14 protein-coding genes are annotated in these 14041 nt (G+C 55.3%); 13 read left to right on the top strand and 1 reads right to left on the bottom strand.

Going from position 1 to position 14041, the window contains the following annotated elements; genetic code table 11:
- Positions 1-128: 128 nt before the first annotated feature.
- Positions 129-875 carry a GntR family transcriptional regulator gene (locus GOV38_RS13995; RefSeq protein WP_254430596.1) on the top strand — a complete coding sequence of 249 codons (747 nt, stop codon included), beginning with the start codon at positions 129-131 and terminating at the stop codon, positions 873-875.
- 284 nt (positions 876-1159) lie between these two features.
- On the opposite strand, the gene GOV38_RS14000 is transcribed toward GOV38_RS13995, so the two are convergent.
- On the bottom strand, positions 1160-2386 hold the full coding sequence (locus tag GOV38_RS14000) for an adenylate/guanylate cyclase domain-containing protein (RefSeq protein ID WP_171209593.1): 1227 nt from the start codon (positions 2384-2386) through the stop codon (positions 1160-1162).
- Positions 2387-3037: 651 nt separating this feature from the next.
- Here GOV38_RS14000 and GOV38_RS14005 point away from each other — a divergent pair.
- The 12 genes from GOV38_RS14005 (at position 3038) to GOV38_RS14060 (ending at position 13930) form a co-directional block, all read left to right on the top strand.
- Positions 3038-4213, top strand: a complete 1176-nt coding sequence (locus GOV38_RS14005) for a substrate-binding domain-containing protein (RefSeq protein WP_171209592.1) — start codon at positions 3038-3040, stop codon at positions 4211-4213.
- A gap of 74 nt (positions 4214-4287) precedes the next feature.
- Complete coding sequence (locus tag GOV38_RS14010) at positions 4288-5052, top strand: ABC transporter ATP-binding protein (RefSeq protein WP_171209591.1); 765 nt, start codon at positions 4288-4290, stop codon at positions 5050-5052.
- Complete coding sequence (locus tag GOV38_RS14015) at positions 5045-5767, top strand: ABC transporter ATP-binding protein (protein ID WP_171209590.1); 723 nt, start codon at positions 5045-5047, stop codon at positions 5765-5767. Before GOV38_RS14010 ends, GOV38_RS14015 begins: the two co-directional genes overlap by 8 nt.
- Entirely contained in the window at positions 5768-6799 is a 1032-nt protein-coding gene (locus GOV38_RS14020; protein ID WP_171209589.1) for a branched-chain amino acid ABC transporter permease, read from the top strand.
- Position 6800: 1 nt separating this feature from the next.
- Positions 6801-7859: a branched-chain amino acid ABC transporter permease gene (locus GOV38_RS14025; RefSeq protein WP_171209588.1), complete on the top strand. Its 1059-nt coding sequence runs from the start codon at positions 6801-6803 to the stop codon at positions 7857-7859.
- On the top strand, positions 7856-8641 hold the full coding sequence (locus tag GOV38_RS14030) for an alpha/beta fold hydrolase (protein WP_171209587.1): 786 nt from the start codon (positions 7856-7858) through the stop codon (positions 8639-8641). The genes GOV38_RS14025 and GOV38_RS14030 overlap by 4 nt, the downstream gene beginning before the upstream one ends.
- The gene (locus GOV38_RS14035) at positions 8638-9234 is read left to right on the top strand and encodes a TetR/AcrR family transcriptional regulator (RefSeq protein WP_171209586.1); all 597 of its coding nucleotides are present in this window, start codon (positions 8638-8640) and stop codon (positions 9232-9234) included. Before GOV38_RS14030 ends, GOV38_RS14035 begins: the two co-directional genes overlap by 4 nt.
- Positions 9231-9998 (top strand): enoyl-CoA hydratase/isomerase family protein, encoded by a 768-nt coding sequence (locus tag GOV38_RS14040; protein ID WP_171209585.1) that lies wholly within the window; start codon positions 9231-9233, stop codon positions 9996-9998. Before GOV38_RS14035 ends, GOV38_RS14040 begins: the two co-directional genes overlap by 4 nt.
- A 5-nt stretch (positions 9999-10003) precedes the next feature.
- Positions 10004-11494, top strand: a complete 1491-nt coding sequence (locus GOV38_RS14045; protein WP_171209584.1) for an AMP-binding protein — start codon at positions 10004-10006, stop codon at positions 11492-11494.
- Positions 11487-11837 carry a MaoC/PaaZ C-terminal domain-containing protein gene (locus GOV38_RS14050; protein ID WP_171209633.1) on the top strand — a complete coding sequence of 117 codons (351 nt, stop codon included), beginning with the start codon at positions 11487-11489 and terminating at the stop codon, positions 11835-11837. Before GOV38_RS14045 ends, GOV38_RS14050 begins: the two co-directional genes overlap by 8 nt.
- Positions 11837-12211, top strand: coding sequence for a phosphate acetyltransferase (locus tag GOV38_RS14055; RefSeq protein WP_171209583.1), 375 nt, complete (start codon positions 11837-11839; stop codon positions 12209-12211). Before GOV38_RS14050 ends, GOV38_RS14055 begins: the two co-directional genes overlap by 1 nt.
- Positions 12212-12625: 414 nt before the next feature.
- A complete protein-coding gene (locus tag GOV38_RS14060; protein WP_171209582.1) occupies positions 12626-13930 on the top strand; it encodes an FAD-dependent oxidoreductase in 1305 nt (434 codons plus the stop codon).
- Positions 13931-14041: the final 111 nt, after the last annotated feature.

Genomic DNA, 14041 nt, shown 5'->3' on the forward strand with positions numbered 1-14041 from the left:
GTACTAGTATCCAAGTTTTGTCAATACTTGTCACCTAGTATCCCAGATAGCTTGACACAGCGCCTCTCAAGACTTTTCATAGGGGTAAAGATCAGTTCCGATTTGGGCTCTTTGAAAGAAGGTCTATATTGGAACAGTTTCAAGTGTTTAGGGGTGTTATGGCGGGCCTCAACTTGCCGATGCCATTGGGAAGCGAGATAGAATTCGTGGAAGATATAGTCAGACGAACCACAACTGATGCGGTTTATGAAAAACTGCATGACGAAATAATCTCGCTTGAAATTCTTCCCGGTACAAAGCTGTCGGAGTCCGAAGTCGCGCGCCGATTTGGCGTCTCGCGTCAACCCGTCAGGAATGCGTTCACACGACTTGGCAATGACGATCTGTTGTTGATCAGGCCGCAAAAAGCAACCGAAGTCCGCGGATTTTCGATGGAGAGGGTGGAACTCGCCAGATTGGTGCGCCTGGCCGTTGAATTGGAGATCGTTTACCGCGCGGTCGGCGTTTGGGATGCATCATGCCAAGCTCAATTGGCCGACAACATACGCTTGCAGGAACAGGCTATCGAGAGTGGTGATCTGACGACATTCCACGCGCTGGACTATGATTTTCACAAGTTGATTTACGTTCTCAGCGGTAATCCTACGGCCTTCGAAGTCATGCTTGAATGCAAACAAAAGGTGGATCGACTCTGCCTCTTGAGCCTCGAAAAATCCAGCGAAGCCACGTCGATTTTGGCAGACCATCGCGCGATCGCTGAGAGCTTAGCATCGAGAGATCTTGACGCAGCGCAGGCCGCGATCCGGGCGCATCTGTCGCGACTAGATGAAACGATTGAGTTTATTCATGAGACTCATCCGAACTTTTTCGAATGATTGGTTTTTGAGGGTTCACTGACACCACGCCCTTTGGCCGATGCAACGCAGTATCTTGTCGTACTTTGCCTGCCAATTATAGCGACATGGCCTACGACTGCTTTGTCCGCAGAGGGGTCATTAGTGAAAATTCTGTGAACGTCTGCACCGAGCCCAAACCACAAAAATGCTGCATGCTGCGCGGATGATGGAGATGGGGTAAGCATCGGACGTTGGGAATTCAAGGAATCGGCGTAACTTCGGCGATCAGCAGCTCAGGCAGCAATTCAGAACTCGTTGCCCGCTCAGACGTTCGTTTGCACGCTAAATATTGGGATCTCACCTTTACCCTTGATGTCGCGTATTCCTTCAGAGGTCACTGTGAAACGACCGGCCAGAAGCTTGGCGGTATTCTCTGTTACGATGATCTGTCCAGGTGCACCTTGGCTTTCCATCCGTGACGCCAAATTTACTGCATCTCCCCAAAGGTCGTATGCGAATTTACGCTTTCCGATGACCCCGGCGACGACCGGACCCGAGTTGATCCCGACTCTCAAATTGACATCAAAATGGGTGCGCGCGCTTATGGCGATTGCGGCCTTGTGCATCTCCATCGCAAGTTCAATTGCGATTTCAGCATGGTTGCGCCTGTCTTTTGGCACCCCGACAACAACCATGTAGGCGTCCCCAATCGTCTTAATTTTTTCCGCCCCGTACTTGTCGGCCAAGTCATCAAATTCAGTGAAGATCAGGTTCAGGGATTCAACAAGCTCGCTGGCTGAGAGTTGAGAGCTTGCAGCCGTAAAGTTCGCAATGTCTGCGAAAATGACGGATACTTCGCGATGCTCATTGGCAATGACGCGATCGCCGTTCTTCAGACGCAAAGCGATTGGGGCGGGCAATATATTGTGCAGCAGACGCTCGGCGCGTTCATATTCACGTTTCATACCTTGTTCTGCGGTTTCAACCAGATGCTGGTTAATCCCCAGATAGAAGACAAACGCCGAACTAACGCTAATTGTGTTAACGACAAAGAGGAAGACTATGGACAGTTCGGGCATTGTTACCCACGGCTGCGATGTGATTGCCAGCACACCAACAAAGACTGCACAAGCAACGAGAGCCGTGCAGATCAAGGTTTTGAGCGCCCAAGAAAACTGCGGCGTAACCAGACATACAATGGCAGGCACAAGCGGGAAGAGCCAAAACATCGCTCCGCCGCCTGCATAAAGCGTGCCAAGCAGAGCGTGCAAAGGTATTTCTCCGAAATAGAGCAGGTGGATATACCACATGGGCCCTTGGCGGCGCGGCCAGAGATATCCGTACACGGAAAACAAGAGCGTCACAGCTATGTTATAGTACGCCATTACAATCACGCCGTTGAGCGCAAAAGTCATTGCCCACAAACCATGGGAAAAGCATGCAACCCACGGCCCGAGGCGATGGAACATGTAGTATCGCGCGTCTTTTCCTTCGAGCCCGGGAGGGGTCCAAAGCATAAGATCAATGGTGCGCTGGATAGGATCAGCCAACGGAAGTTTCCAACCTCACAGTTTCGATACCTATGGCGGCCACCAAAGTGCCCTGACAGTAACATGCGTTCGTAGCTAGCAGGCCAATCCCCTTGGCCGCGCAAGTGTTCAAAGCGACTTCATGGTCAATGTGTCGTATCTGAATTTCCAACTCACTCTGTGTTTCAAATTGTAGCTGCGTTTGAGCGCCGCTCAACGAGGGACTACGGCGGGTACGAAGTCAAGTATACTGCCTTCGCGTGAATTCCGAAATTCCATCACATGAGCCGATTGGCCGGCTCCAACCGCAGTTTTTGTCCTCAGCTGGTGACCGGGTTAGTTTTAACGCTTTGTTCGCGATAGGCGACGTTCTTTGCGCTGACCTGCACTCTATCATTTGTGCTTTTCGCTGCAGTCGCGAACCCGCGCAAACCAGACCTCGATGTCGATTCAACGATCGACAGCAAAGTCCGCAGAGCGGTCATTCAGACGGAACATACCGAACGGCTCGTCTGAACCCAAAGCAACAGATACGACTTGGTTTGAATCACCGCGTCGAAGCGGACCTATAGGAATGCGACAGACTTATTTGCCTATTCTAAGGACAAACACCTTTGACATGAATTATGATTCATGTTTCATATCTCAAGGAGGAAAACGGGAGGAGTCGTTATGTTGCGAATGCTTGCACTAACCGCTGTCGGCGCGTTGATATCGTCGACGGCGAGCGCGGAAATTAGAATTGCCCATGTCTACGGCAAAACTGGACCTTTTGAGGCTTATGCAGCCCAATCCCACAATGGTCTGAAGCTAGGGTTGGAATACGCCACCGATGGCACAATGGAGATCAATGGCGAGAAGATTGTCATTATCGAAAAAGACACGCAATTGAAACCGGACATCGGTCGGGCACAACTGGAGGAAGCTTACGGCGATGATGATGCCCATATCGCCGTTGGCCCGGTCAGTTCTGGTGTCGCCTTGGCGATGTTACCCGTTGCTGAGGAATATGAGCGTGTGTTGATCGTAGAGCCTGCTGTTGCAGACTCGATCACCGGCGCGAACTGGAACCCATATATCTTCCGCACCGGTCGCAACTCATCTCAGGATGCAATCGCGAACGCAGTAGCCTTGGGCGGTGAGAACGTTACCGTTGCAACCCTGGCGCAGGACTATGCTTTTGGTCGTGATGGTGTGGCCGCGTTTAAGGAAGCTTTGGAAGGCACCGGTGCGACACTGGCACATGAAGAATATGTGCCGACCGACACGACGGATTTCACCGCGGCCGCAGAGCGCATCTTCAATGCGATGAGTGAAGTCGAGGGCGAAAAGAAGCTGTTCATCATCTGGGCCGGTGGCGGCAACCCCATGAGCAAGATCAACGCGATGGAGCCCAGCCGTTTCGGAGTTGAGATCGCCACTGGCGGGAACATCCTTGCAGCTTTGAAAGCCTACAAAGAACTGCCTGGCATGGAAGGGGCCACATATTACTACTATGAGATCCCGCAGAACCCGGTAAATGACTGGCTTGTCAAAACGCATTTTGAGCGTTTCGACAGCCCACCGGATTTCTTTACCGCCGGCGGCATGGCTTCAGGCATCGCCATTGTTGAAGCGATCAAAAAGGCCGGTGGTGCCGAAGATACCGAAGCGTTGGTTGCGGCGATGAAAGGGCTCACTTGGGAAACGCCCAAGGGCACCATGATGTTCCGTCCGGAAGACCACCAGGCAATGCAGACCATGTACCATTTCCGCACCGAAATTCAGGACGGCAAGGACTATGGCGTGCCGGTTCTGGTTCGTGAGATCGGCATGGACGAGATGGAAATCCCGGTTCGCAATCAGTAATCCGCGACCTCAGCCTGTCGCATGAAACCGGGGCGGTTTGTTCTTCCCGCCCCGGGACCTTAGGACTTCATCCAATGACCCAGATACTTTTGGAAACTGACGCACTTACTGTGCGCTTTGGTGGGCATGTGGCCGTGGATGCGGTGACCTGCAAATTTCCCGCCGGAGAGCTGACGGCGATTGTCGGACCCAACGGCGCAGGCAAGACAACGTACTTTAACTTGATCTCAGGTCAGATCGCGGCGACCGCTGGAACTGTGACGCTGAAAGGTCAGGACATCACCCGCCTGGGCGTCGCCGAACGCTGCCGACGTGGTCTGGGGCGCGCCTTTCAATTGACCAACTTGTTTCCCGACCTCTCGGTTCTTGAAAACCTTCGGTTGGTGATCCAGTCGCGCAAACACGAGGGTTTTGGGCTGTTTTCGATGGCTGACAGCCACACAAAATTGACAGCGGAAGCCAGCGGTATTCTGGAACGGGTTCGCCTTGATACTCAGAAAGATCAACTGGTGACCGAACTTTCGCATGGTGATCAGAGAAAGCTGGAGGTGGCCATGCTTATTGGCCTCGACCCGCTGGTTTACATGTTCGACGAACCGACCGCAGGCATGAGTGTGGATGAGGCCCCGGTGATCCTGGACCTGATTGCCGAGATCAAGGCCGATACCAGCAAAACGGTGCTGCTTGTCGAACACAAGCTCGACGTAATCCGCACCCTGGCGGACCGCATTATCGTTTTGCACAATGGCGCCTTGGCCGCTGACGGTCCGCCCGCCGAGGTTATGGCCTCGGCCGTGGTGCAAGAAGCCTATATGGGCAAGGAGCTGGATCATGTCTGACCCAATCCTGACACTGAAAGATGTCTATACCGACATCGCGCAATACCACATTCTGCAAGGTGTCGACTTTGAGGTGCCACGAGGCGAGGTGACCATGCTGCTTGGCCGCAATGGCGTGGGCAAAACCACGACGCTCAAGACGATCATGGGGCAATGGACCGCAAAGTCGGGCGAAATACTCTATAACGGGCAGGACCTGAAACGCCTGCCGGTCTCTGTCCGCGCCCGAGCCGGCATTGGCTTTGTGCCCGAGGACATGGGCATCTTCAGCGATTTGACGGTCGAAGAAAACATGGTGCTGGGTGCCAGCTCTGGTCCGCTTGACCCAAAACGGAAAGAGTGGCTGCTCGGTGCGTTTCCAGCACTGGGCACCTTCTGGAACAGCGAAGCCGGAAACCTGTCGGGGGGGCAAAAGCAGATGCTCTCTATCGCCCGCGCCATGGCCGAAGATCGCGAACTGTATCTGATCGACGAGCCTACCAAAGGGCTGGCACCCGCCATCATTGCGACCATGGCGAATGCTCTGCGCGACCTAAAGGCACAGGGGCGTTCGATCCTTCTGGTAGAACAGAATTTTTCAGTCGCCAAAGCCCTTGGGGACAGCGCCGTTGTCATGGATGACGGGCGGGTAATCTGGACCGGGGCCATGGCGGAACTTGCAAGCAACAAAGACCTTCAGGAAAGCCTGATGGGTTTGAGCATGGAGGCGCACTGAATGACCGCCGCTCCTGATCATAGACCAACCTTCGCAGACGTATCGCTGGGCGAGCGTCTGGACAAGGCGATGCCGTTTGTCTTGATCCCGATCCTGGTGGTGCTTGGGTTCTTCGCGATCGGCGCGCCATCGTCTTGGCTGACTTTGACGGTGTCGGGCCTCGCCATGGGGATGATGATCTTTATCATGGCATCCGGGCTGACGCTGGTGTTTGGGCTGATGGATGTCATCAACTTTGGCCACGGCGCATTCGTTTCGGTCGGGGCATTCGTCGGGGTCTCGGTCCTGATTGCGCTTAGCGACTGGACCGGAGCGACCTCGCTGTTGCTCAACATGTCGGCGGTTTTTCTTGCGGTTGTGTCGGCGATGACTGTGACTGGCGCGTTGGGCTGGGTATTCGAGAGAGTGATCGTCAAACCCGTTTACGGCGCGCACCTAAAGCAAATCCTTGTCACTGTCGGCGGCCTGATCGTGATCGAACAGCTGATCCATGTGATCTGGGGCCCGGATGAGATCTTTATCAATCGCCCCGAAATGCTGAAAGGCGCGATCACCTTTGCGGGCGCTGCGATGGAAAAGTACCGCCTTCTCGCCGTGGGGATCGGCGCTGTTTTGTTCATCGCCATGCGCATGATCCTGCGCCGCACCAAGATCGGTCTGATCGTGCGGGCAGGCGTCGAAAACGGTCCGATGGTCGAAGCGCTGGGGTATCGCCTGCGCGTGGTTTTCGTCGGCGTTTTCATCGCCGGATCAGCACTTGCTGGCTTGGGCGGTGTGATGTGGGGCCTTTATCAGGAGGTTATCACTGCGGGCATGGGCGAACGCATGATGGTTCTTGTTTTCATCGTGGCAATTATCGGTGGCCTTGGCTCGGTCGAAGGAGCTTTTATCGGCGCGCTGCTCGTTGGGCTTTTGCAGAACTACGTCGCGTTCCTTGAACCGAAACTGGCGCTTGTGTCCAACATCGCGCTGATGACTGCAATCCTGATGTGGCGGCCACAAGGCATGCTGCCTGTAGTTAAGGCAAAGTGAAATGATTTTGCGTCTGATATCTGGCGATACGCCCCGGTCCCCCATTCTGACCGCGCTTTTGCTGCTGATCCTGGTTTGTCTGGCCGGTGCGCCGTTCCTATTTGAAGGTGTGCGAGCGTTGGATACCGCTGCTCGGATCTGCATCTTTATCCTTCTGGTAGCAGGTTATGACCTGCTTCTTGGATACACCGGGATCGTGAGTTTTGCGCATACCATGTTCTTCGGCATGGGCGCGTATGGCGTCGCACTGGCATCCACCCATATGGGGCGCGGGTTCGATGCCCTTCTGGTCGGCACGCTCTTGGGCGCTTTGGCGGCAATCGTACTGGCGCTGCTGATTGGTTTGTTCAGCCTCAGGGTGCGCGCGATATTCTTTGCGATGATCACACTTGCCGTTGCCTCTGCCGTCGCGGTTCTTGTGTCGCAGTTCTCTGATATCACGGGTGGTGAAGACGGGCTGACCTATAAAATCCCGCGCGTTCTGACCTCTGCCAACAGGATGGGCGAGGTGATGGGGGTAAAGTTCACGGGGAAGATCCTGAACTACTACCTGATCTTCTTCAGCTCGCTGGCGCTGTTCCTGCTTCTGCTGCGTATCGTGAATTCTCCGTTTGGTCGTGTCCTGCAAGCCATCCGCGAGAACGACTTTCGGGCCGAAGCAATCGGTTACCGGGTGGTCTGGTATCGCACGGCTGCGACCTGCTTGTCGGCTGCCACTGCCGCCCTTGCCGGAAGCCTGTTTGCAATTTGGCTAAGGTATGTCGGTCCGGATACAACGCTGAGCTTCGAGATTATGCTCGACATCCTGCTGATGGTCGTCATCGGCGGCATGGGCACGATGTATGGCGCGGTGCTGGGTGCGGTGCTTTTCGTACTGGCGCAGACCTACCTGCAAAACCTCATGGGGGCGGCATCTCATGCCACCGAAGGCTTGCCAGTGATCCCCGAGCTTGTTGATCCCGATCGTTGGCTGATGTGGCTGGGCATCCTGTTTATTCTCAGCGTCTATTTCTTCCCAACCGGCATCGTCGGTCGCCTGCGCAGGCAGCGCACCACATGAGCGTACCGCTGGTTTTCCTGCATGGCTGGGCCATGAATGGCGCGGTTTTTGACGACGTCAAAGCTCGGCTCGGGCCCGATTTCGACTGCCATGCACCGGATTTGCCCGGACATGGTTCCCGAGAAAAGGATGAGCCAAGCCTTACGCGTTGTGTCGAGGTTGCGGGCAAAATCATCGACCAGTTGGATCATCCTATTCTAGTCGGCTGGTCCATGGGGGCCGCTGTTGCATGGCAGTATCTCGCGCAGGCAGGCACTCAAAACTTGGGCGGGCTGGTCACCATTGACATGAGCCCACGTTTGCTGCCTGACGATCAGTGGACGTTTGGACTGGGCAGCCAAACCGCGGATGCTGTTCTGTCCACGTCCTCGAAGATCGAATTTCAATGGCGCAGCATGGTCAAAAACATTCTGCGAAACATGTACGCGTCCGGCGGCATGCAAGAGGCCAACGAGGACGCGATGAGGACGCTTCTTTTGAAGCAGGAACCGACAACGCTGCGCCCGATTTGGGACGATCTTGTTGCAATGGATGCACGGCAAATCATCGCCGGGATCGATATTCCCTACCTGGTTTGCGCGGGGGCGCAGAGCAGGCTTTATGATCCGGGCGTAGCGAACTGGATCGCGCGACACTCACCTATGGCCGAGGTGCAGGTTTTTCAGAACTCGGGCCATTCTCCGCATCTAGAAGAGCCCGACGCCTTCTGCGATGCTTTCCGGCGCTTTGTCATGACACTGCAAAGCGCAAAGACCGAGCAAAGGAAGACACTATCAAGATGACAAAATCCTCTGCTTCCCAACCGAAAACCAAACGCGGGATCGAACGCCGCGCAAAGATCCTTGCGGCTGCCGAGCAGGTGATCGGTGAAAAGGGTTTTGCCGCTGCTTCCATCGCCGACATTACACGTGCGGCGGAAACGGCACTTGGCACGTTCTACATCTACTTTTCCAGCAAAGAAGAACTGTTTCGCGAACTGGTCGAGGACATGGGCCGCGCCACGAGAACCCAGACGACCGAACAGATCGCGGACGCACCAAACCGCCTGGAAGCCGAGCGCGCCGGGCTTGAGGCCTATTTGCGTGTTGTTCGCGACCGCCCGTTGCAATACCGGATCGTGGAAGAGGCCCGGTTTGTTGATCCCGAAGCCTATCGCACCTACTACACAGAATTTGGCAAAGCCTATGCCGATCAGTTGGAACACGCCGTGCAAAAGGGCGAGATTTCTGAAGGTGATGCCGAGGTCAGAGCCTGGGCTTTGATGGGGATCGCGAAAGCCTTGGGTGAGCGCTACGTGCTTTGGGACGACAACGTCGATATCGACCGCGTTGTTGCCGAAGCGCATGAGTTGATCTGCAACGGACTGTCCCCATGAGCGGGTTGGTCACATGGCAAACAATAGACCTGTCGAACTCGGAACCCTGCTGCCATATCCGCTTGCAAGCGCCGCGCGCAAATGCTCTGGCACCCGGCCGTCTAGCCGAACTGCACCAAGCATTTGATGCGCTGGAACAATTGAATGTAAAAAAGGCGCTGATTTCAGGCGGGCGCAATTTTTCGACCGGGGGGGATGTCGGACGGTTCGCCGAGGCGGCGTGGGCCGGGCAAATCGAAAGCTATACAGCGCAAGTTGTACCCGTTCTGCAGACGCTGGTTTTGCGCATGGTTGAGATGCCGGTTGTCCTGGCTTCGGCCGTACGCGGTGCCGCAACTGGTGGTTCGGCCGGATTGGTTTTTGCCTCCGATCTGGTGGTTGCAGCGCCTGACGCCTTTGTTCAACCCTATTACGGGGTGGTGGGTTTCGCCCCGGATGGCGGATGGACAGCCCTCTTGCCGGACTTGATTGGCAGCGCAAACGCAAGGGGTTGGATAATGGCCAACCACCGACAGGGCTCAGAGCAGCTAAAAGGCCTTGGGCTTGTTCAAGTTATTGATCCAGAACCCGAAACGCGCGCCGCGAAACTGCTTGCCGAGATCGATACCGGCACTGCGCTGGCAGCAAAGTCCCTGTTCTGGGACGACAAACGCCGGGCGGTCGTCAAAACACGGCTCGAGGCTGAGACTGAGGCATTCCGGGCCCTTATTGGACGACCGGAAACTCTGACCAAGATGCAAGAATTCCTTCAACATGGGGGATGAAAGAGATGTTTGACCAGATCCCTGACATGGCCGCAAAAAGGGCAGAGCTTTCGCCCAATGCCCTGGCGTTTAATGACGCTGCATCGTCGCGCGATTGGACCTTTGGCCAGATAAATGATGCCGCAAATGCAGTTGCTGCCGGTCTCACCGGCCTTGGGCTTTCCAAGGGCGACCGAGTGGCCATCCTGTGCCAGAACTCCGCCGAGTTCTTCATCACCCTGTTTGCCTGCCAAAAAACAGGCATCATTCTCTGCCCGGTGAATTGGCGTCAGCCCGCACCAGAGCTTGTTGAGACCTTAGAGCAGGTTGGTGTCTCGATATTGCTAACGGACATGGAATTCCAAAGGGTTGCGGCAGAAACTGCAAAAGGGGTCGGGGCGCCGCTCTTGACGATAGAAAACGACCTCGCCGGGTGGATCGAGCAGGGTGGCCCGGAGTTGACGGCTCCGATCCCATCTGATCGGCCTTGGTATCTGCTTTTCACCTCTGGGACGACGGGCCTGCCCAAGTCCGTCATCCAAAACGCGGGAATGGCTTGGGCAAACACCATAAACATCGGACAAGCCATCGATATCGCGTCGACAGACCGCTCTGCGTGTTTCTTGCCTCTGTTTCATACAGCGGGGATCAACCTATACACGCTGCCCATATTTCTATCCGGCGGATCATCGACCATCTTTCCCAAGTTCGATGTGGACGAGATACGCGACCTGATCGCGTCGGGGCAGATTAACCAGTTCTTCGCTGTACCCGCAGTGTATCAAGCGTTGTCGCTTGCCCCATGGATTGACGATCTTGACTGGCGAAATATTCGCTGCGGTTGCGGCGGTGCCCCTCTGTCGGAACCACTGATCCAGTTTTTTGCAGAACGCGGTGTGAAAGTCCTGAATGGAATGGGCATGACTGAAACTGGCCCGACTGTATTCCTGATGGACCCCGCCCATGCCGAGCAAAAGATCGGTTCGGTCGGCAAACCACAAAGCCTGGCGCAAGTCCGATTGAGCGGAGTACCCGATGGTACGGAGGGTGTAGGCGAGTTGCACATCAAAGGCCCCGGTGTGACGCCGGGCTATTTTGGCAACCCAGAAGCTACGGCAAATACCTTTACCGAAGATATGTGGTTAATGACTGGAGACGTCGCACGTCGCGATTCAGACGGGTATTACTACATCGTTGACCGCATTAAGGACATGTACATTTCAGGTGGAGAAAACGTCTATCCGGCTGAAGTTGAAAGGGTTTTACATTCCCATCCTTCCGTTCTCGAAGCCGCTGTAATAGGTGTGCCCAACGACAAATGGGGAGAGGTTGGCGCCGCGTTCATTCTGCTGCGACCGGAAGAAACGCTTGATGTTGAAAGCTTGCGCCCGTGGTGCCGCGAGCGTCTGGCCGGATACAAAGTGCCTGCGCATTTCAGAGTTGTTGAAGATTTCCCACGCACTGCTGCGGGCAAAATTCGAAAGCCTGCTTTGATTAAGGCATTTGATCATGATTAACGTCCAACAGCGCTGGACGCCGACGCAGGATGACTTCGATGCCTTTGCACGCGTGTCCGGTGACGACAACGCGATCCACGTGGACCCGGATTTCTGTGCAAACACCGCATTCGGTCGGACGGTATCTCATGGCATGCTGCTCTACGCAAAGCTTTGGGGCATGCTGAAGCAACACGACCCGTCTCTCAACACGACTTCACAAAGTCTAATGTTCCCAAATCCGGCTTTTGCCGGAGAACCCCTGGACTTGTCTATCAAGCAAGATACCCAAAGACGCCTGAATATGCGCGTCGTCCGGGTTGCCGACGGTGCAGAATGTTTGATCGGGGAGGTCGAGATTTGATGTTGAAAGTAGGACAATCCGCTAAAATCGCCCGACGATACACCGAAGAAGACTTGCACGCTTTCGCCTCGCTGAGTGGGGGCAAACCCGAAAGCATCCCAGAACCGTTGCTCGCCGCTTTGTTTTCTTACCTACTCGGGGTCGAGCTACCAGGTTCAGGCACCAACTACCTAAAACAAGAGCTGCAGTTTAATGCAGTGGCACCATTGAACACAGTCCTGGCGGCGCAAGTTACGATAACCAAATTGCGCCCTGAAAAACACCTGGTGGATCTCTGGGCCAGTTGTACGACCCCCGACGGCATAGTGATTTGCGAGGGTCGCAGCCTAGTAAAAGCCAAGGATGTGCATGGGGCCTTTCTCGAACAGACGTAGATCTGCAAAGATCCTAAAAAGGAAGAGCAATCCTTCCTTGGCAGTAACTTACCAATAGGTTTGTCTGTGAAGCCGGCGCTCCCCGCGAGCGCAGCGAGTGACACGACAATCCGCGCACTCAAAAACAGGGTGCGCGGCATCAATGCGGCCATTCGCTTTTTTGCCGTTAACGGCCGTTTTGGTCCGCAAGGCGGTCGTTCATACGAAACAATCCCGCCGCGCTGCGGCTAACGGCAGGTTTGTCCGCAGAGCGGTCGTTCAAGCAAGTTGCAGCGAACGGCTGCTACGAGCCCAAAGTGACCGATGCTGCGCGTTGCACCAACGGCGGCTTTCTTGTCTTGACGAATTGATTTTGCAGGATCAGCGTCGTTTCGGAACGGACGGTTTCTTCAACACCAGGGATGCCAGACAGCGATGAAGACAGAACACACTGACATCCTCGTTATTGGCGGCGGTACAGCCGGATTCGGTGCTGCGATCGCTGCGGGTCGCGAAGGGCTTCAGGTCACTTTGCTGGAAGCGACCAGCAAGATCGGCGGCGTAATGGCGTTCTGCCCTGGTATGCCCTGGGGCGGTGCCTATCCGATGGATCAAATTATCGGCGGCATCATTGAGGAACTCACAGAGCGTCTTGCATCGATGGACCCGCCAGCCGCCGAGAAGCGGGCTTGCACGCTCGACAATTTCGGACCTGAAATCATATATGACCATGATGTGGCGACGCTCACGATGTTTGAGATGCTCGAAGAAGCGGGCGTGCGTATCAGGCTAGGTGCCATTGCGCTCGAACCCAAGATGCAAGGCACTAAAATTGCATCTGTCTCGTGCTGTGACCGACACGGACCTTTTACAATTCAGCCGAAGATCGTGATCGATTGCTCGGGTGACGGCGACATCTCAGCCAAGGCTGGAGTGCCCTACGTTCTTGGCGATGCGTCCGGCAACATGATGGCGGTGACGATTTCTTTCTTCATGATTTGTGTGGACTGGGACCGCGCTTTCGCCGATCCGGACCCGTATTTCCAGAAATACGCAGCGATTGGTGTTGCAGATGGCAGGTTGCACAGCGATCTTATGAAGCTGTACCTCATGCGCGGCTTTCATGAGGGTACGGTCTTTTGTAATTCTGTCCACGTCCGTGGGGTAGACGGCACGGATCCTCTGGCCGTGAGTGCTGCCACCCAAGAGGGGCGCCGCAGGTGCCGCCAATTGGCTGCGTTCCTGCGTACTGACGTCCCAGGCTTTGAGCGGGCCCATATGGCCATGCTTTCACCAACGGTTGGCGTGCGCGAGACGCGCAAATTACAAGGCATGTATCGCTTGACAGGAAAGGATTTGGCATCTGCGACCAAGTTCGAGGATGGGATTGTAGCCTGTGACAACCCTATCGATGACGTGATGCGTGCTGAGGGCGACATGACCCATCACGCCGCCATCCAATCCGGGCAGTACTATACAATTCCATTCCGGTCGCTGGTACCTGAAGAGATCACGAACCTCATGTTTGCGGGGCGGATCCTGTCAGCAGACGCGGTTGCATTCGCCTCCGTGCGTGGCATGCCGCAATGCATGGCGATGGGGCAAGCCACCGGGACAGCAGCGGCGATGGCCGTGGGATCAGGCATCGCCGTTCAGGCCGTCCCAACGAAGAATCTGGTTCGGCGCTTGTCTGCAAATGGCATCAACCGGTTAAGAGTGCTTGAACACGACGTGTCGTGACGGGTTGGCAGCCGATAATGGCAACTACGCAAATGCGGACGTTCGATCGTCGGAAGTGAAGGGCAGCTCTGTCCGCAACTCGGACATAAAGCCTAATTTGCTGAATGCCCG

This window comes from Ruegeria sp. HKCCA5839 (assembly GCF_013035585.1).
Taxonomy (GTDB): Bacteria; Pseudomonadota; Alphaproteobacteria; order Rhodobacterales; family Rhodobacteraceae; genus Ruegeria.

Bases quoted from the DNA above. Each gene is read 5' to 3' on its own strand.
- GOV38_RS14055 (WP_171209583.1), top strand. From the start codon at position 11,837: ATGTTGAAAGTAGGACAATCCGCTAAAATCGCCCGACGATACACCGAA.
- GOV38_RS14035 (WP_171209586.1), top strand. From the start codon at position 8,638: ATGACAAAATCCTCTGCTTCCCAACCGAAAACCAAACGCGGGATCGAA.
- GOV38_RS14025 (WP_171209588.1), top strand. From the start codon at position 6,801: ATGATTTTGCGTCTGATATCTGGCGATACGCCCCGGTCCCCCATTCTG.
- GOV38_RS14020 (WP_171209589.1), top strand. From the start codon at position 5,768: ATGACCGCCGCTCCTGATCATAGACCAACCTTCGCAGACGTATCGCTG.
- GOV38_RS14040 (WP_171209585.1), top strand. From the start codon at position 9,231: ATGAGCGGGTTGGTCACATGGCAAACAATAGACCTGTCGAACTCGGAA.
- GOV38_RS14060 (WP_171209582.1), top strand. From the start codon at position 12,626: ATGAAGACAGAACACACTGACATCCTCGTTATTGGCGGCGGTACAGCC.
- GOV38_RS14050 (WP_171209633.1), top strand. From the start codon at position 11,487: ATGATTAACGTCCAACAGCGCTGGACGCCGACGCAGGATGACTTCGAT.
- GOV38_RS14005 (WP_171209592.1), top strand. From the start codon at position 3,038: ATGTTGCGAATGCTTGCACTAACCGCTGTCGGCGCGTTGATATCGTCG.
- GOV38_RS14015 (WP_171209590.1), top strand. From the start codon at position 5,045: ATGTCTGACCCAATCCTGACACTGAAAGATGTCTATACCGACATCGCG.
- GOV38_RS14045 (WP_171209584.1), top strand. From the start codon at position 10,004: ATGTTTGACCAGATCCCTGACATGGCCGCAAAAAGGGCAGAGCTTTCG.
- GOV38_RS14030 (WP_171209587.1), top strand. From the start codon at position 7,856: ATGAGCGTACCGCTGGTTTTCCTGCATGGCTGGGCCATGAATGGCGCG.
- GOV38_RS14010 (WP_171209591.1), top strand. From the start codon at position 4,288: ATGACCCAGATACTTTTGGAAACTGACGCACTTACTGTGCGCTTTGGT.